Genomic DNA, 18,762 nt, shown 5'->3' on the forward strand with positions numbered 1-18,762 from the left:
GGTTATTATAAATAGCCCCGATGAATATCTCGGGGCTATTTACTATCAGGCAACCTGTACCGGAATGGCTTTCGCGGTACGCTTCATTTCGTTGTCGCCTTCAAAATAAGCCACTTTCGGGCGCCATGTACGGGCTTCCTCATCAGACATAGTGACAAAGCTGGCGATAATCACAATGTCACCGACATCTGCACAGTGTGCAGCCGCACCGTTCACCGAGATGATTTTAGAGCCGCGTTCAGCCGCAATCGCATAGGTTGAGAAACGTTTTCCATTCGTCACGTTCCAGATATCAATAGCTTCGTTTTCCAGAATACCGGAGGCATCAAGGAAATCCTGGTCGATGGCGCAGGAGCCTTCGTAATGCAGGTCCGCCTGCGTGACTTTTACGCGGTGGAGCTTGCCTTGCAGCATGGTGCGAATCATAACTTCTATACCCTGTCGTTTACCTTGGCTAAGCAGGCACAACTGGCCCGCTTTGAGAAATTTCTCAGGCAGTATTGCCCGATTTTTAACCCCTGTCTACAGGGCTAATGTAACGCTTTGATTATCGATCAGCCGTGCCTGGCCCAGCCATGCGGCGACCAGAATCACTGCGCGTTGGCTGCTTTCAGTCAGTTCCAGCAGTGTGTCGGCATCGCGGATCTGAATATCGTCGGCACGGAAACCTTTTTCATTCAGCTCCTGCGCGGCAATAGCAATAATCTCTTCCAGATCGCGCTCGCCAGCCTGTAATTTTTCGCCAATGCGGTTCATCACTTTGTACAAGCCGGGGGCGATTTTACGCTGCTCTGCCGTCAGATATCCGTTACGTGAGCTAAGGGCTAAGCCGTCTTTGGCGCGAATAATAGGCACACCGACGATCTCAATGTCATAACCCATATCCGCAACCATTTTGCGGATCAATGCTAACTGCTGGAAATCTTTTTCGCCAAAGCAGGCAACATCCGGCTGGATTAGGTTGAACAGTTTGCTGACGATGGTCGAAACGCCACGGAAGTGGCCCGGACGGCTGGCGCCTTCCAACATGGTAGAGAGGCCGGGAACATCAACGTACGTCTGGCCTTCCAGCCCCTGTGGGTAGATTTCCTCAACGGCTGGAGCAAAGATATAATCGACTTTACGTTTGTTCAGCTTTTCACAGTCTTCCTGCAGCGTGCGCGGATAGCGCACCAGATCTTCCGGTCGGTCGAATTGCATTGGGTTGACGAAAATGCTGACGATGACCACTTCGGCCTGGGCTTTTGCTTCATCGACCAGCTTCATGTGGCCGTCGTGTAGATTGCCCATGGTGGGAACCAGCGCCACACGTTTACCTTCCTGGCGCAGACGGCGAATATGCTGGCGCAGCAGCGGCAGGGTTTCAATAATTAGCACACCTTGACTCCTTTAGTTGCCTGAGGGTCTGTAGGCCAGAGAAGCCGTTTGCGCCGCCATCCGGCAACGTGCGCCGAACCGCCTGATGGCGCTACGCTTATCAGGCCTACATCTCGTCAGAAAATTTAGTGGAAGCTATGTTCTTCGCCCGGGTAAACGCCGGATTCCACTTCAGCAATATACTGCCGCACCGCAGCGCGCATGTCGCCCGCTTCGGCAAGGAAATTTTTCGCGAATTTTGGAATATGACCGCCGGTAATGCCAAACGCATCGTGCATCACTAAAATCTGACCGTCGGTGACGTTGCCCGCGCCGATGCCGATCACCGGAATAGATAGCGCTTCGGTGATGCGTTTTGCCAGTTCAACGGGAACGCATTCCAGTACCAGCAGTTGAGCGCCAGCCGCTTCCAGTGCCAGTGCGTCGTCGAGCAGCGTTTGCCCGGCATCACCACGGCCTTGCACCTTATAGCCGCCAAAAATGTTGACTGACTGCGGGGTCAGACCCAGATGGCCGCAAACCGGAACCGCGCGTTCAGTCAGCATTCTCACCGTATCGACCAGCCATGCACCGCCTTCAATCTTGACCATATTGGCACCCGCGCGCATCACAACCGCCGCGTTTGCAAAGGTTTGTTCTGGCGTAGCGTAGGCCATAAACGGGAGATCGGAAAGCAGCAGGCAGTTGGGTGCCCCGCGACGCACAGTGCGAGTATGGTAGGCAATATCGTCAACAGTGACCGGCAGGGTAGAGTCATGACCCTGAATCGTCATCCCCAGTGAATCACCCACCAGCATCACATTGATACCTTCGTCGGCAAAGAGTTTCGCGAAGCTGTAGTCGTAGGCCGTAATCGTTGCGAAGCGTTTCTTCTCTTGCTTGTATTTTTGCAGCAATGAGATTGTTGTCGGTTTCATAACATTTCCTGATGGTGAAAGTCATATTTAACGGCATTCTAGCAGTCACATTCAGGGGGGCAATTGATTTAAGCAATCGTTTGGCGCGAAAGCAGTAAACGCTAAAGGGGAAGGATTACTTTACCAGTGTGCAGGTTTTGCTGCACCGAGTTGGGAGAGGTGTTGATGCAGGCGGGTTCCGTCCGGGAAAGTCAGTTCAGGGGCGATTTCAAAAAGTGGCCACAGCATAAAGCCGCGGTTTTTCATATCGTAGTGCGGTACGGTCAGACGTTCGGTATTAATCACTTCATCACCAAACAGCATGATGTCGAGGTCCAGCGTACGCGGGCCCCAGCGCTCGGCTTTACGCACACGGCCCTGCTGCAACTCAATGCGTTGAGTGTGATTAAGTAACTCTTCCGCTGCAAGGGTGGTTTCCAGCGCGACGGCGGCATTCAGGTAATCGGGCTGATCCTGTGGGCCTAATGGCGGGGTGCGGTAAAAGGAAGAAACGGCGAGAATTTGGCTGTCCGGGATTTCACCGATCGCTTGCACGGCAGCATTCACCTGCTCCAGAGGAGAGGCTAAATTACTGCCGAGAGCGATATATACCCGTCGTCTTTCAAGCTGCATCTGTGTCACCGCCTTGATGCGCCTCGAATTTTGTAGGGTATACGTGATGGGTCATGCGGAACCTTCGCGGCGCGGCGCACGCTTACGTGGACGACGATGACGACGACGTTCTGGTTCTTCATCAAGCTCGTTCAGCATGCCTTTTTGCTCTGGCGGAGCCGACACCTGGAATTCGCCCCACCACTGCGCCAGACGCTGCAGCTCGGCGTTATTTTCCACTTCGGCACGCAGGGCCAACAAGTCGTAGGCAGCGCGGAATTTTGGATGCTCCATCAGCTTCCAGGCGCGCTTACCCTGACGACGGGACATGCGTAACTGAAGCTGCCAGATATCACGGGTGAGCGACGTCAGGCGTTTCGGGATAGCCAGTGAACGACAGGCTTCATCCAACACGTCATTCATTGCCAGCGCGAAGGCGTCGTAATAGGCCAGACCGCTTTCCTGGGCAATTTTCTGCGCGGTTTCCAGTAACGGGTACCAGAACATCGCTGCAAACAAGAATGCCGGGTTTACGCGCATATCATTGTGGATACGGGTGTCGGTATTCTTTAGTACCTGGGCAATGATGCGTTCCATCGCGCTGTCACCGTCTTCGGTGAAATAGCGGGTGATGGTTGGGAACAGCGGCTGGAACAGGCTGTACTCACGCAGTTTTTTATAGGTTTCATAACCGTAGCCTGCCTGTAACAGCTTGAGCGCTTCTTCAAACAGGCGTGCAGGAGGAATATCGTTCAGCAGTGTTGCCAGGCGTGGGATCGGCTCTGCGGTTTCCGGGCTGATACGCATATCAAGCTTGGCTGCAAAGCGTACCGCGCGCAGCATACGCACGGGATCTTCACGATAGCGCGTTTCAGGATTGCCAATCAGACGGATGATGCCGTCTTCCAGATCCTGCATTCCACCCACGTAATCACGAACGGTGAAATCAGCCACGCTATAGTAGAGGCTGTTGATGGTGAAATCGCGGCGTTGGGCATCTTCTTCGATGGAACCGAAGATGTTGTCGCGCAACAGCATTCCGTTTTGTCCACGCTGTGACGTTGCACGATCGGCTTCGCTGCCTTCATGATGACCACGAAAAGTCGCGACTTCGATAATTTCCGGGCCAAACATGACGTGAGCCAGACGGAAACGACGCCCAACCAGACGGCAGTTGCGAAACAACTTCCGTACCTGATCCGGTGTCGCGTTAGTGGTGACATCAAAGTCTTTCGGTTTTTTGCCCAGCAAAAGGTCGCGCACGCCACCGCCAACCAGCCATGCCTCGTATCCAGCCTTATTAAGCCTGTACATTACCTTCAGGGCATTTTCACTGATATCTTTGCGGGAGATAGAGTGCTGCTCACGCGGGATTACCGTCATATGCGGACGGGCGACGGCAAGCTCGGCCTCGCGCTCCTCGCGGCTTAGCACCTTGCGGCAAAAATTAGCGACTCGGGTAAAAATAGTGCACCTCGGTAGTGTCAAACTTCAGTCAGAACAAGTGTTGCTGTGTAAAAATCGCGGCTAATCATAGCTCAGCATGAGTCATTTGAGAATGCCGGATTTACATTCACTGAACCCGGCACAGTCGAAAGCGTCCAATTTTGCACCGCAGTTTGCAGTAATTCTTCCACACTCAGCGCTTGCCACGGTATTGCAGTGCTCTGACCGAGGAAACGCAACGCCTTGATGAGAATCGGGCGTGGATCGCTGTGCGGTAGGGCAGGCGCATGATTCTGCTTAGAAAGTTTAGCGCCTTGCTCGTTGAGCGCCAACGGCAGATGAATATAGTCCGGTACTTGCCAGCCGAACTGCTGATACAACGAAATTTGGCGTACAGTCGGTTCGATGAGATCTGCACCGCGTACAATCTCAGTTACCCCCTGGAAGTGGTCATCAACCACCACCGCAAGGTTATAAGCAAACAGTCCGTCGCGTCGGTGGATAATAAAGTCTTCCCGAGCAAGCTCTGGGTCGGCGTGAATATTGCCGCGCAGCAGGTCGTTAAAGTGTAAGACGGGATGCTGTTGCTTGATGCGTACCGCTGCATTTTCCGGCCCGTGGCGTAACGCGCGGCAATGACCGTCGTAAATCCCGCCAATACGCTGAATACGGGCGCGTGTACAGGTGCAGTAGTAGCTTAAATCTTGTTGTTGTAACCAGGCCAGTGCCTCACGGTAGGCGTCATGGCGTTGCGACTGCCACACGATTTCGCCATCCCAGTGCAGCCCGTAATGTTCCAGCTGACGCAGAATCGTCTCTGCAGCACCGGGAACTTCACGAGGGGGATCGATATCTTCAATTCGTACCCGCCAGATTCCACGTTGTGCACGGGCCTGCAGATAACTGCCGAGGGCGGCTACCAGGGAACCAAAATGCAGTTCACCGGAAGGTGAAGGGGCAAAACGGCCAATATAGGGTTTGTCTGTCATGTCGATGGATAATATAAAAGAATAAGGCGGGAGAAACTCCCGCCCAGGTATTGTCGGATTAGCGTAATGCTATCCGGCATGCAACAGCCTACGGGATTAACCCGCCATCTGTTTTTCGCGAATTTCTGCCAGCGTTTTGCAGTCGATGCACAGATCGGCTGTTGGACGGGCTTCCAGACGACGAATACCAATTTCTACGCCGCATGATTCGCAGTAGCCGAAATCTTCGTCTTCTACTTTCTTCAGCGTCTTCTCGATCTTTTTGATCAGTTTGCGCTCACGGTCACGGTTACGCAGCTCAAGGCTGAATTCTTCTTCCTGTGCGGCACGGTCAACCGGATCAGGGAAGTTAGCCGCTTCGTCCTGCATATGAGTCACAGTGCGATCGACTTCATCCCTGAGTTGATTACGCCATGCTTCAAGAATACGCCTGAAGTGCGACAGCTGGGCTTCGTTCATATACTCTTCGCCCGGTTTCTCCTGGTACGGCTCCACCCCAGCGATGGCGAGAATACTCAGGGACGATGTTTTACGGTTTTGCCCTTCTTGCATGTTGCTTCTCCTTAACACGCACTATCGATCCCCATGTTCGGGGGAAAAATCAGGTCGCTATAAATAGCAGATGCTTTTCCGGATAGCAATTATCTATACGTAACACTTGACAACCCTGTGAGGAAAAGCGTATTTGCGCACGCGGCCAGAATACTAATTAACCCGTTGTTCACACCATTATAAGGCAATGGGCAACGGTTCTTTAAGAGTCATACCATGGGCAGAAAGTTCCGCTTTATAAACCAGAATTTCGACCCCCTTTAGCTGTGCTTCGACTAATAACTGCGCATATTTTGCATCGATATGGCGCGCGGGTGAAAACCGTGTAATGGCTGAATGTAGTACCGCGAAAAATATGACTGCACGTTTACCTTCAGCCGCTACGCTCATCAATTCCCGAAGATGTTTCTGACCTCGTTCAGTGATGGCATCGGGAAAATAACCATACTCTTTTTCCGCCAACGTGACTGATTTTACTTCAATATAGCAGTCAGTCCGGGAATCTGCCTGTAACAAAAAATCAATACGACTGCCTTCTGCGCCGTATTTTACTTCACTTTTCAACACACTGTAGCCAGAAAGCTCCGCAATGAGTTCATTCTGAATCGCCTCTTTCGTTAAGCGATTGGCCCATAGCGTGTTAACACAAATAAAAGCATCAGATCCGGTTTGCGTTAATTCCCATGTATGTGGATATTTCCGTTTAGTATTTTCTGATATTGAATACCAGACGGTATCACCAGGGGTTGCGCATCCGGTCATTGCTCCGGTATTTGGGCAGTGTAGCGTCAAGGTTGTGCCATCAGGTGTGATCACATCCGCTAAAAAACGTTTATAGCGCTGAATTAGCGTAGCGCGTTGTAAAGGGGGAGAAAATTGCATGAATAATACCCTTGATTACTTGCTCAGCGCCCAGCGTTGCAAGGTTGAGTAGCGAGTGCGTCCTCGCTCAAATGACGAGGCGTAAAGCGCAAACTCCGTAACCGGAAATGACCAGCAAAAACCGGGGGGCGGGATGGCGACTGCATGGCTGGCATCGCGCAAGAGCGTGATATGCGGGTGAAAGGGCTGCGGGCTTTGGTAGCATCCGCTGCGTGCGGCCTGTGCTCGCAGCATGTTGGCCAGTTGCAATAGCCCACGTGGCGGCTGGCGCATTCCCAGCCATACCACCCGCGAACGCAGCCATTGCCCTGCATCGTCCAGCCTGAGCGTAAACGACGGCTGGCGAATGCGTCCGGCCAGCTGTGATAGCGCCTGCTGTTTCTCCGCACTGACATCCCCTAAAAAAGCCAGCGTCAGGTGCAGATTGTCCGCGGCGACAGGGCGGCCCGCTTCCGGTGGAAATTGTGCGGCTCGCCAGTGGATGAGCTGCTCCCGAACCTCAGTAGGCAATTCAATGGCAAAGAACAGCCGTTTTGGCTCAGACATGATGGATACTCGGTTATGAATTAACGCGATGCTACAATGCAGCGCGAAGAATGTTAACCCTCTGGAGTCATTTGTGACGTCGTTGCCCGTTGCCGCCATCGTGCCTGAACTGCTTACTGCCCTTGATGCCTCACCGCAGGTCCTGCTGACCGCGCCGACGGGGGCCGGGAAATCGACCTGGCTGCCGCTGCAGTTTCTGAAGCATCAGGGGATTTCGGGGCGCATTATCCTGCTGGAACCGCGTCGTCTGGCGGCTCGCAATGTGGCACAACGACTGGCGGAGTCGCTAAACGAAAAGCCCGGCGAAACCGTGGGTTACCGCATGCGCGCGCAAAGCTGCATTGGGCCGCAAACCCGGCTTGAAGTGGTCACAGAAGGTGTGCTCACGCGCATGATCCAACGCGATCCAGAATTGCAGGGGGTTGGTCTGGTGATCCTTGATGAATTTCACGAGCGCAGCCTGCAGGCGGATCTGGCACTGGCGCTCCTGTTGGACGTGCAGCAAGGCCTGCGGGATGATTTAAAACTGCTGATTATGTCAGCCACACTGGACAACGGGCGTTTACAACAGCTGTTGCCTGAAGCGCCTACCCTTGTTTCCGAAGGACGTGCGTTTCCTGTTGAACGGCGCTACCAGCCCCTGGCGACGCATTTACGTTTTGACGAAGCGGTTGCCATTGCCACCGCGGAGTTGCTGCGTAACGAGAGTGGCTCGTTGCTGCTATTTTTACCCGGCGTGGGGGAGATCCTGCGTGTGCAGGAGCAATTGGCAGGCCGCGTGGGCAGCGATATCTTGCTGTGCCCGCTGTATGGCGCATTATCGCTGACCGAGCAGCGACAGGCCATTTTGCCTGCTCCAGCGGGGCGACGTAAAGTCGTGCTGGCAACCAATATTGCTGAAACCAGCTTAACCATTGAAGGTATCCGTCTGGTGGTGGACTGCGCTCAGGAGCGTGTGGCGCGTTTTGATGCACGCACGGGATTAACGCGACTGATTACCCAACGCATTAGCCAGGCCTCAATGACCCAACGTGCAGGGCGAGCAGGCCGTCTGGAACCCGGTATTTGTCTGCATCTGCTGGCCAAAGAGCAGGCAGAAAGGGCTGCGCCGCAAGGCGAGCCGGAAATCGTACAAAGCGACCTGTCCGGCCTGCTGATGGAACTGTTGCAATGGGGATGCACCGATCCCGCACAGTTAAGCTGGCTGGATAGGCCGCCAGTCGTAAATATGCAGGCGGCAACGCGTTTGTTACTGATGCTGGGCGCACTGGAGGGGGACAGACTCAGTGCCACCGGACAAAAAATGGCGGCACTGGGCAACGATCCCCGCTTAGCAGCAATGCTAGTCAGTGCTAACAATGACGACGAAGCGGCAACGGCAGCAAAGCTGGCGGCAATTCTGGAAGAACCACCGCGCGGTGGGAGTACCGATCTGGCAACAGCATTTTCACGCCACCAGCCCGCCTGGCAACTGCGTAGCCAGCAGCTACTGAAGCGCCTGAATGTGCGTGGAGGCCAGCCTGATAGCGAACGGTTAGCACCTTTACTGGCGCAGGCGTTTGCCGATCGTATTGCCCGGCGTCGTGGTCAGGAAGGGCGATATCAACTGGCGAACGGGATGGGGGCAATGCTGGATGCTGATGATGCATCGGCGCGCCATGAGTGGCTTATCGCGCCGCTGTTGCTACAGGGTAGTGCCTCGCCGGATGCTCGTATTTTGCTGTCTTTGCCGCTGGATATCGACAGATTAATACAGACGTGTCCTGAGCTGCTGCGACAGTCAGATACCATCGAATGGGATGAAACCCAGGGGACGCTGAAAGCGCTGCGCCGAATGCGCATTGGTCAACTGACAGTTAAAGTACAGCCGCTGGCTAAACCTTCGGAAGACGAGTTGCATCAGGCCATGTTGAACGGAATTCGCGATAAAGGCCTAAGTGTGCTCAACTGGACGCCTGAGGCTGAACAGTTTCGGTTGCGTCTGCAATGCGCGGCAAACTGGTTGCCGGAGTACGGTTGGCCTGCTGTCGATGATGCCTCGCTGCTGTCGACGCTGGAGAGCTGGCTATTGCCGCATATGAGCGGTGTGCACTCTTTACGCGCACTCAAAGCATTAAATGTGGCTCAGGCATTGCGCGGTTTACTGGACTGGTCAATGCTGCAACGTCTGGAGAGTTCGCTGCCGGCGCATTACACTGTGCCGACGGGAAGCCGGATAGCCATTCGCTATCACGAGGATAATCCCCCGGTGTTGGCGGTCAGGATGCAGGAAATGTTTGGCGAAGCGAATACGCCAACCATCGCCGAGGGGCGTGTGCCGTTGGTGCTGGAACTGCTGTCTCCGGCCCAGCGACCGCTACAGGTGACCAGCGATCTGAGCGCGTTCTGGAAAGGGTCGTACCGCGAGGTGCAAAAAGAGATGAAAGGGCGTTATCCGAAACACGTCTGGCCGGACGATCCGGCGAATACCGCGCCAACGCGGCGCACGAAGAAGTATTCGTAATGCAACTGTAGGCCGGATAAGGCGTTTTACGCCGCCATCCGGCATAAATACAGCAGAAAATTGAGAGATTTCTTCTTCTGTCGCAGGACGGAAGAACAGAGAATCGGGCCCTTGCGCCTGAATGTTGCGGAGAAAAAGCATGGCGGGGAATGACCGCGAGCCAATTGGACGTAAAGGGAAACCGTCACGTCCGGCGAAACAAAAGGTGAGCCGTCGTCAACTCAGAGATGACGAGTATGACGACGATTATGATGATGATGACTATGAGGATGAAGAACCGATGCCGCGTAAGGGTAAAGGCAAAGGGCGTAAGCCTCGTGGTAAGCGTGGCTGGTTCTGGCTGCTGGTAAAACTGTCGATCGTCTTTTTGGTGCTGATCGCGATATATGGCGTGTACCTGGACCAAAAAATTCGCAGCCGTATCGATGGCAAAGTCTGGCAACTGCCCGCGGCTGTTTATGGCCGGATGGTTAACCTTGAGCCAGAAATGCCCATCGGCAAGAACGAGATGGTAAAACTGCTGGAGGCGACACAGTACCGTCAGGTGACGAAAATGACGCGCCCTGGCGAATTTACCGTGCAGGCGAAGAGCATTGAGATGATCCGCCGTCCGTTTGACTTCCCGGACAGTAAAGAAGGGCAGGTGCGTGCGCGTCTGACCTTTGATGGCGATCATCTGGATACCATTGAGAATATGGATAACAACCGCCAGTTCGGTTTCTTCCGTCTCGATCCGCGTTTGATCACCATGCTCTCTTCGCCTAACGGCGAGCAGCGTCTGTTTGTCCCGCGTAGCGGCTTCCCGGATCTGCTGGTGGACACGCTATTGGCGACAGAAGACCGTCACTTCTATGAGCACGACGGTATCAGCCTCTATTCCATCGGACGTGCAGTGCTGGCGAACCTGACGGCTGGTCGTACGGTGCAGGGGGCCAGTACGCTGACCCAGCAGTTGGTGAAGAACTTGTTCCTCTCCAGCGAGCGCTCGTACTGGCGTAAAGCGAACGAAGCCTACATGGCGCTGATCATGGATGCGCGCTACAGCAAAGACCGCATTCTTGAACTGTATATGAACGAGGTGTACCTCGGTCAGAGCGGTGATAACGAGATCCGTGGCTTCCCGCTGGCGAGCCTGTATTATTTTGGTCGCCCGGTAGAGGAGTTGAGTCTTGACCAGCAGGCGCTGTTGGTGGGGATGGTGAAAGGTGCGTCAATCTACAACCCATGGCGTAATCCGAAGCTGGCGCTGGAACGTCGTAATCTGGTGCTGCGCCTGCTGCAACAGCAGCAGATTATCGATCAGGATCTGTATGACATGCTGAGTGCGCGCCCGTTAGGCGTGCAGCCGCGTGGCGGAGTGATTTCACCACAGCCAGCGTTTATGCAGATGGTTCGCCAGGAGCTACAGGCGAAGCTGGGCGATAAAGTCAAAGATCTCTCCGGTGTGAAAATTTTCACCACCTTTGATTCCGTGGCGCAGGATGCGGCAGAAAAAGCGGCGGTGGAAGGCATTCCGGTGCTGAAGAAACAGCGCAAGCTGAGCGATCTGGAAACCGCGATTGTGGTCGTTGACCGCTTTAGCGGCGAGGTTCGTGCTATGGTCGGCGGCGCTGAGCCGCAGTTTGCGGGCTATAACCGCGCGATGCAGGCCCGTCGTTCCATCGGTTCTCTGGCAAAACCGGCAACCTATCTGACGGCACTCAGCCAGCCGAAGCTGTATCGCCTGAATACCTGGATAGCCGATGCGCCGATTGCGCTGCGCCAGCCGAACGGCCAGGTGTGGTCACCGCAGAACGATGACCGTCGCTATAGCGAAAGCGGTAAAGTGATGCTGGTGGATGCATTAACGCGTTCAATGAACGTCCCGACTGTCAATCTGGGGATGGCGCTGGGTCTGCCTGCTGTTACCGATACCTGGACGAAACTGGGCGCTCCGAAAGATCAGCTCAATCCGGTTCCGGCGATGCTGCTGGGGGCGTTGAACCTGACGCCAATTGAAGTGGCGCAGGCGTTCCAGACCATCGCCAGCGGGGGTAACCGTGCGCCATTATCAGCACTGCGTTCGGTCATTGCTGAAGATGGAACCGTGCTGTATCAAAGCTTCCCGCAGGCAGAGCGCGCCGTTCCGGCGCAGGCGGCCTATATGACGCTGTGGACCATGCAACAGGTGGTTCAACGCGGTACGGGTCGTCAACTGGGCGCGAAGTACCCAGGGCTGCACCTGGCAGGGAAAACCGGTACCACCAACAACAACGTGGATACGTGGTTTGCCGGTATCGACGGCAGCCAGGTGACGATTACCTGGGTAGGCCGCGATAACAACCAGCCAACCAAGTTGTACGGTGCCAGCGGGGCGATGTCGATTTATCAGCGTTATCTGGCGAACCAGACACCAACCCCGCTGGTGCTGACGCCGCCGGAAGATATTGTTGATATGGGTGTCGATTACGACGGTAACTTCGTGTGCAGTGGCGGTATGCGTACGCTGCCAGTGTGGACCACCGATCCGGACTCGTTGTGTCAGCAAGGTGAGATGCAGCAGCAGTCAGGTAATCCGTTCGATCAATCAACGCAGTCGCAGCCTCAACAGCAGCAGCAGCAACAACAGCCGCCGCAGCAGGAGAAGAAAGACAGCGACGGCGTCGCAGGCTGGATCAAGGATATGTTTGGCAGTAACTAATACCTACCAATATCTACCTAAAAACCCGCTCCGGCGGGTTTTTCTTTTGGCGTCATTCGGTTTTGTTTTGCCTGATGGCGCTGCGCTTATCAGGTCTACGGAATTTGAGCAGCCATGACGCTATCCGGCAGGTCTTCTGTTAAAACATTTCAGCCTAATTTATTAACCCTTTCTTTTCATCTGGTTATTTCTTAACCCCTTAGTTTTAGTAGGGGCGCGTATTGCTTGCTATCTCGCCAGAGTTTCGAATATTATGCTGCCGTTATAATAATAATTCTCGTTTACGTTATCATTCACTTTCATCAGAGAAATACCAATGGCGCGTCTTAAAACTGCTCAGCCAAACTCCTCACTGCGCAAAATTGCAGTCGTGGTAGCCACAGCGGTTAGCGGCATGTCTGTGTATGCACAGGCGGCGGTTCAACCGAAAGAAGAAACAATCACCGTAACCGCAGCACCTGCCGCACAAGAAAGCGCATGGGGACCTTCGCCGACGATTGCCGCGAAGCGTTCCGCCACTGCCACCAAAACCGATACGCCTATCGAAAAGACCCCGCAGTCTGTTTCGGTTGTGACGCGTGAAGAGATGGATACCAAGCAACCGGCTACAGTAAAAGAAGCCATTGCTTATACACCCGGTGTTTTTGCTACCCGTGGTAGCTCTTCCACCTATGATGTAGTGACGATTCGTGGTTTTACCTCTCCAACCACGGTCAACACCAACCAGTATCTTGATGGCATGAAACTTCAGGGTAATAACTACTCTGAAGTATCTATGGACCCGTATTTTCTGGAACGCGTAGAAGTGATGCGCGGGCCGACTTCAGTGCTGTACGGCAACAGCAACCCTGGCGGCATCGTCAGTATGGTGAGCAAACGTCCGACAACAGAACCCCTGAAAGAAGTGCAGTTTAAAATGGGGACGAACAACCTCTGGCAAACTGGTTTCGATTTTAGCGATGCTATTGATGATGACGGCGTGTGGTCATACCGTTTAACGGGGTTGGGTAATAGCCAGAACTCTCAGCAGGAGATGTCAAAATCAACGCGCTACGCAGTTGCACCTGCGTTTAGCTGGCGCCCTGATGATAAAACAGATTTCACCTTCCTGAGTAATTTCCAGAACGATCCGTACGCGGGTTATTATGGCTGGTTGCCGCGTGAAGGTACGCTTGTTCCGTATTACGATGCAAATGGTAATCCGCACAAGCTGCCGACTGATTTCAATGAAGGTGAAGCGGATAACAAGATGGCTCGCCGCCAGCAGATGGTTGGCTACAACTTCTCGCATGCCTTTAACGACACCTTCACCGTGCGCCAGAACCTGCGTTATGACAAGGTGAAAACGCTCTACCGTTCTGTATATGGTTTTGGCTATAGTCAGCCTGGTGAGATTATCCGTAAATACGTTCGTTCTGATGAAGATCTCAATGCATTTACCGTTGATACCCAGCTCCAGTCTGCTTTTGCCACCGGTGATGTTGCACATACTCTGCTGACCGGTGTTGATTACTCGCGTATGCGTAACGATGTCAATGCGCTGTATGGCGATGCTGATCCATTAAATATGCAGAACCCTCAGTACGGTAACCCGAATATTGATGTCAGCGGACCGTATGCTAAGTACGCCGTGTTAAACCGTATGGAACAGACCGGACTCTACGCCCAGGACCAGATGGAATGGGATAAGTGGGTGCTGACGTTGGGCGGCCGCTATGATTTTGCAACCACCTCCACGTTGACCCGCTCCAGTAATTCACTGGCCGAAGTGAACGATCAGCAGTTTACCTGGCGTGGTGGTGTTAACTATCTGTTTGACAATGGTATTTCTCCGTACTTCAGCTACAGCGAATCGTTTGAACCGACATCCGGTTCAACGAAAGAAGGCAAACCGTTCGATCCGTCGCGTGGTAAGCAGTACGAAGCAGGTGTGAAGTGTGTTCCGAAGGATATGCCAGTTGTACTGACGGCGGCTGTGTACCAGCTGACGAAAGATAAAAACCTGACGGCGGACCCGAACGATCCTACGGGTCTGTACAGCGTCCAGACTGGGGAGATTCGTTCACGCGGCATTGAACTGGAAGCAAAAGCAGCCGTAAATGCCAATATTAACGTTACGGCGGCTTACAGCTACACGGATGCGGAATATACCGAAGACACTATCTTTAAAGGTCAACGACCGGCGGAAGTACCACGTAATCAGGCTTCGTTATGGACCGATTACACGTTCTATGAATCAGCACTGAGTGGTTTGACCATTGGGGCTGGCGTGCGTTATACCGGTTCAACGGTGAGTTACTACAAAAACGATACTGCTGCAGGGAAGAAAAACGATTCGTTTAATGTGGGCGGTTATACCGTTGCTGATGCCATGGTGAAATACGATCTGGCCCGTTTCGGTATGGCGGGTTCGTCCGTTGCCGTAAACGTCAACAACCTGTTTAATCGTGAATATGTTTCCAGTTGCTATAGCGAATACGCATGTTACTGGGGCGCAGAACGTCAGGTCGTTGCAACAGCAACCTTCCGTTTCTAATTTCTCTTTGGGCACGCTTTGCGTGCCCGTTTTACAAGTTGGCCACTATGCAGGAAAACAGATCCCATCCCGACACGACGTTTGCGTTGAAGAATGTCTCCTTTCGTGTGCCTGGCCGCACGCTTTTGCATCCTCTCTCGTTAACCTTTCCCGTGGGTAAAGTGACGGGTCTTATCGGCCACAACGGCTCCGGTAAATCCACTTTATTGAAAATGCTGGGACGTCATCAGCCGCCGTCAGAAGGTGAAATCCTTCTTGATGAGCAGCCGCTGGAGAGCTGGAGCAGCAAAGCGTTTGCCCGTAAGGTTGCCTATTTACCCCAGCAGTTACCGCAGGCCGAAGGGATGACGGTACGTGAGCTGGTAGCGATTGGGCGTTATCCCTGGCATGGGGCGTTGGGACGCTTTGGTGTGGCTGACAGGGAGAAAGTGGAAGAGGCAATTACGCTTGTTGGACTCAAACCTCTGGCGCATCGCCTGGTGGATAGCTTGTCTGGCGGCGAGCGTCAGCGTGCGTGGATCGCCATGCTGGTGGCACAAGACAGCCGTTGCCTGCTGCTGGACGAACCAACCTCGGCGCTGGATATCGCGCATCAGGTTGATGTTCTGGCGCTGGTACATCGCTTGAGCCAACAACGTGGATTGACGGTGGTTGCCGTACTGCATGATATCAACATGGCAGCCCGCTACTGTGACTACCTGGTCGCGCTGCGCGGTGGGGAAATGATTGCAGAGGGAACACCTGCGGAACTGATGCGTAGTGAAACCCTGGAACTGATTTACGGTATCCCGATGGGCATTTTGCCGCATCCGGCCGGTGCCGCACCCGTGAGTTTTGTCTATTAATGATTGGATTACCTCATCTTTCCCGTCGACGACTGCTAACGGCAATGGCGCTATCTCCGCTACTGTGGCAAATGAATACAGCCCGCGCGGCGGCGGTTGATCCACAGCGTATAGTGGCGCTGGAATGGCTGCCTGTTGAGTTGCTATTGGCGCTGGGTGTTGCACCTTACGGCGTCGCGGATGTTCCAAACTACAAACTGTGGGTCAACGAACCCGCGTTGCCGGACTCCGTCATTGATGTCGGATTACGTACTGAACCGAACCTCGAACTGCTGACTGAAATGAAACCCTCATTTATGGTCTGGTCGGCTGGTTATGGTCCTGCACCTGAGAAGCTTGCACGTATTGCGCCGGGTCGCGGCTTTAACTTCAGTGATGGCAAAAAGCCGCTGGCAGTGGCGCGTCAGTCGTTGCAAGAACTGGCTCAGTTGCTGAATCTGCAGACCGCTGCCGAACGTCATCTGTCGCAGTACGAACACCTGATTGCCAGCCTGAAACCGCGCTTTGTTCAGCGAGGCTCCCGGCCATTATTGCTGATGACCCTGCTCGATCCTCGCCATATGCTGGTATTTGGGCCTAACTGCTTGTTCCAGGAAGTGCTGAATGAGTACGGGATCCGCAACGCCTGGCAGGGCGAAACCAACTTTTGGGGCAGCACCGCGGTAGGGATTGACAGGCTTGCCGCCTACAAAGATGTTGATGTGCTGTGTTTCGATCACGGTAACAACATGGATATGCAAGCACTGATGTCCACACCGTTGTGGCTGGCGATGCCGTTTGTTCGCGCCGGACGTTTTCAACGTGTTCCCGCCGTCTGGTTCTATGGTGCAACGCTATCGGCGATGCATTTTGCGCGCATTCTGGATAATGCGCTGGGGGGGAAAGCGTGAGTAAACGTATTGCGCTGCTCCCAACTCTTCTGCTAGCGGTTCTGTTTGTTGCTGCATGCTGGCTGACCTGGTTTAACTTTTCCGCTGCTCTGCCGCGTAGCCAGTGGCAACAGGCTATCTGGTCACCGGATATCGATGTTATTGAGCAGATGGTATTCCATTTTAGCCTGCTACCGAGGCTGGCGATTTCTCTGCTGGTCGGTGCCGGGCTGGGACTGGTTGGTGTGCTGTTTCAGCAGGTACTGCGTAACCCGCTGGCGGAGCCGACTACGCTGGGTGTTGCCACCGGGGCACAACTGGGCATCACGGTGACTACGCTGTGGGCTATTCCTGGCGCACTGACGACACAATTTGCGGCGCTGGCAGGGGCTTGTATTGTTGGGGCGCTGGTGTTTGGCGTAGCCTGGGGCAAACGACTTTCTCCGGTGACGCTGATCCTCGCGGGCCTGGTGGTCAGCCTGTACTGTGGCGCGATTAATCAATTGATGGTGATTTTCCATCACGACCAGCTGCAAAGCATGTTTTTGTGGAGCAGCGGCACGCTAACGCAAACCGACTGGAGCGGGGTGCAAAGGCTGTGGCCGCAACTGGTGGGTGGCGTGATGTTGACGCTGCTGCTATTACGCCCAATGACGCTGATGGGACTGGATGACGGCGTGGCGCGCAATCTCGGACTGGCGCTGTCGCTGGCGCGCCTGGCGGCGTTAACGCTGGCGATTGTGCTCAGTGCTTTGCTGGTCAACGCCGTCGGAATTATCGGTTTTGTGGGACTGTTTTCGCCGCTGTTGGCGAAAATGCTCGGCGCGCGGCGTTTGCTGGCGCGTCTGCTGCTGGCTCCGTTGATTGGCGCACTGATCCTCTGGCTCTCCGATCAAATTATTTTATTACTCACTCGCGTCTGGATGGAAGTCTCCACCGGTTCGGTGACGGCGCTGATTGGCGCGCCATTGCTGCTGTGGCTATTGCCGCGCCTTCGCAGTATGAGCGCACCGGATATGAATGCCAGCAACCGTGTCGCCGCTGAGCGCCAGCATGTGTTGATGTTCGCGCTGGCTGGGGGGGCGATATTGTTGCTGACGGTTGTGGTTGCGCTGTCATTGGGTCGCGATGCCCACGGCTGGAGCTGGGCCAGCGGTGCAATGCTGGATGAGCTGATGCCCTGGCGCTGGCCGCGTATCCTGGCTGCTCTGGTGGCTGGCGTAATGCTGGCTGTGGCGGGCTGCATTATTCAGCGTTTGACTGGTAATCCGATGGCCAGCCCGGAAGTGTTGGGTATTAGCTCCGGCGCGGCCTTCGGCGTGGTGCTCATGCTGTTTCTGGTGCCCGGCAATGCGTTTGGCTGGCTGTTGCCCGCCGGGAGTATCGGTGCGGCGGTCACCTTGCTTATTATTATGATTGCCGCCGGGCGCGGTGGTTTCTCTCCGCATAGGATGCTGTTGGCGGGGATGGCGCTCAGTACGGCATTCACAATGCTGCTGATGATGCTGCAGGCCAGCGGCGATCCGCGCATGGCGGGCATTCTGACCTGGATGTCCGGCTCGACCTATAACGCTTCCAATGAACAGGTTTTACGTACCGGTATTGTGATGATCATTCTGCTGGCGATAACGCCGCTGTGCCGCCGCTGGCTGACGATTCTACCGTTAGGCGGTGACACTGCGCGGGCTGTCGGTATGGCATTAACACCGTCGCGCGTTGGCTTACTGATGTTGGCTGCGGGTCTGACCGCTACGGCAACCATGACAATCGGTCCGTTGAGCTTTGTGGGGCTGATGGCGCCGCATATCGCACGGATGTTAGGTTTTCGGCGTACGATGCCGCATATGGTGATATCCGCGCTGGCGGGTGGAGTACTGCTGGTGTTTGCCGACTGGTGTGGGCGTATGGTGCTGTTTCCGTATCAGATCCCGGCGGGACTGTTGTCGACGTTTATTGGCGCGCCGTACTTTATCTATCTGTTACGTAAGCAGAGCCGTTGAGGCTGATTCTTTTCATGTAGGCCGGATAA

The 18,762-nt window shown here is 54.4% G+C and carries 15 protein-coding genes; 6 read left to right on the forward strand and 9 right to left on the reverse strand.

Annotation, left to right across the window (positions count from 1 at the left end; all coding sequences use genetic code 11):
* Window positions 1-45: 45 nt before the first annotated feature.
* The 9 genes from panD to thpR form a co-directional block, all read right to left on the reverse strand.
* Complete coding sequence (panD, locus tag QMN38_RS13500) at window positions 46-426, reverse strand: aspartate 1-decarboxylase (RefSeq protein ID WP_137383694.1); 381 nt, start codon at window positions 424-426, stop codon at window positions 46-48.
* A 96-nt stretch (window positions 427-522) separates the two neighbouring features.
* The gene (panC, locus tag QMN38_RS13505) at window positions 523-1,377 is read right to left on the reverse strand and encodes a pantoate--beta-alanine ligase (protein ID WP_323605211.1); all 855 of its coding nucleotides are present in this window, start codon (window positions 1,375-1,377) and stop codon (window positions 523-525) included.
* A gap of 125 nt (window positions 1,378-1,502) precedes the next feature.
* Complete coding sequence (panB, locus tag QMN38_RS13510) at window positions 1,503-2,294, reverse strand: 3-methyl-2-oxobutanoate hydroxymethyltransferase (RefSeq protein ID WP_137383692.1); 792 nt, start codon at window positions 2,292-2,294, stop codon at window positions 1,503-1,505.
* Window positions 2,295-2,414: 120 nt separating this feature from the next.
* Window positions 2,415-2,906 (reverse strand): 2-amino-4-hydroxy-6-hydroxymethyldihydropteridine diphosphokinase, encoded by a 492-nt coding sequence (gene folK / locus QMN38_RS13515; protein ID WP_271450071.1) that lies wholly within the window; start codon window positions 2,904-2,906, stop codon window positions 2,415-2,417.
* 51 nt (window positions 2,907-2,957) lie between these two features.
* Window positions 2,958-4,352: a polynucleotide adenylyltransferase PcnB gene (gene pcnB, locus QMN38_RS13520; RefSeq protein ID WP_212734722.1), complete on the reverse strand. Its 1,395-nt coding sequence runs from the start codon at window positions 4,350-4,352 to the stop codon at window positions 2,958-2,960.
* Window positions 4,353-4,423: 71 nt separating this feature from the next.
* Window positions 4,424-5,320: a tRNA glutamyl-Q(34) synthetase GluQRS gene (gluQRS, locus tag QMN38_RS13525; protein ID WP_271456980.1), complete on the reverse strand. Its 897-nt coding sequence runs from the start codon at window positions 5,318-5,320 to the stop codon at window positions 4,424-4,426.
* Between the two features lie 96 nt (window positions 5,321-5,416).
* The gene (gene dksA, locus QMN38_RS13530; RefSeq protein ID WP_003829221.1) at window positions 5,417-5,872 is read right to left on the reverse strand and encodes an RNA polymerase-binding protein DksA; all 456 of its coding nucleotides are present in this window, start codon (window positions 5,870-5,872) and stop codon (window positions 5,417-5,419) included.
* A gap of 177 nt (window positions 5,873-6,049) precedes the next feature.
* Window positions 6,050-6,754 carry a DNA/RNA nuclease SfsA gene (gene sfsA / locus QMN38_RS13535; protein ID WP_323605212.1) on the reverse strand — a complete coding sequence of 235 codons (705 nt, stop codon included), beginning with the start codon at window positions 6,752-6,754 and terminating at the stop codon, window positions 6,050-6,052.
* 15 nt (window positions 6,755-6,769) lie between these two features.
* On the reverse strand, window positions 6,770-7,300 hold the full coding sequence (gene thpR / locus QMN38_RS13540; protein WP_271442273.1) for an RNA 2',3'-cyclic phosphodiesterase: 531 nt from the start codon (window positions 7,298-7,300) through the stop codon (window positions 6,770-6,772).
* A 73-nt stretch (window positions 7,301-7,373) separates the two neighbouring features.
* On the opposite strand from thpR, the gene hrpB reads away from it, so the two are divergent.
* From hrpB to fhuB, 6 genes are all read left to right on the forward strand, one after another.
* Complete coding sequence (hrpB, locus tag QMN38_RS13545; RefSeq protein ID WP_323605213.1) at window positions 7,374-9,803, forward strand: ATP-dependent helicase HrpB; 2,430 nt, start codon at window positions 7,374-7,376, stop codon at window positions 9,801-9,803.
* Window positions 9,804-9,942: 139 nt separating this feature from the next.
* Window positions 9,943-12,483 carry a bifunctional glycosyl transferase/transpeptidase gene (gene mrcB / locus QMN38_RS13550; protein WP_323605214.1) on the forward strand — a complete coding sequence of 847 codons (2,541 nt, stop codon included), beginning with the start codon at window positions 9,943-9,945 and terminating at the stop codon, window positions 12,481-12,483.
* A gap of 316 nt (window positions 12,484-12,799) precedes the next feature.
* The gene (gene fhuA, locus QMN38_RS13555) at window positions 12,800-15,019 is read left to right on the forward strand and encodes a ferrichrome porin FhuA (RefSeq protein ID WP_323605215.1); all 2,220 of its coding nucleotides are present in this window, start codon (window positions 12,800-12,802) and stop codon (window positions 15,017-15,019) included.
* 47 nt (window positions 15,020-15,066) lie between these two features.
* Window positions 15,067-15,864: a Fe3+-hydroxamate ABC transporter ATP-binding protein FhuC gene (gene fhuC / locus QMN38_RS13560; protein WP_271442277.1), complete on the forward strand. Its 798-nt coding sequence runs from the start codon at window positions 15,067-15,069 to the stop codon at window positions 15,862-15,864.
* Window positions 15,864-16,754 (forward strand): Fe(3+)-hydroxamate ABC transporter substrate-binding protein FhuD, encoded by an 891-nt coding sequence (gene fhuD, locus QMN38_RS13565; protein WP_323605216.1) that lies wholly within the window; start codon window positions 15,864-15,866, stop codon window positions 16,752-16,754. Before fhuC ends, fhuD begins: the two co-directional genes overlap by 1 nt.
* On the forward strand, window positions 16,751-18,733 hold the full coding sequence (fhuB, locus tag QMN38_RS13570) for a Fe(3+)-hydroxamate ABC transporter permease FhuB (RefSeq protein ID WP_323605217.1): 1,983 nt from the start codon (window positions 16,751-16,753) through the stop codon (window positions 18,731-18,733). Before fhuD ends, fhuB begins: the two co-directional genes overlap by 4 nt.
* Window positions 18,734-18,762: the final 29 nt, after the last annotated feature.

Source organism: Citrobacter sp. R-1.5.2 (assembly GCF_035064245.1).
GTDB lineage: Bacteria > Pseudomonadota > Gammaproteobacteria > Enterobacterales > Enterobacteriaceae > Citrobacter.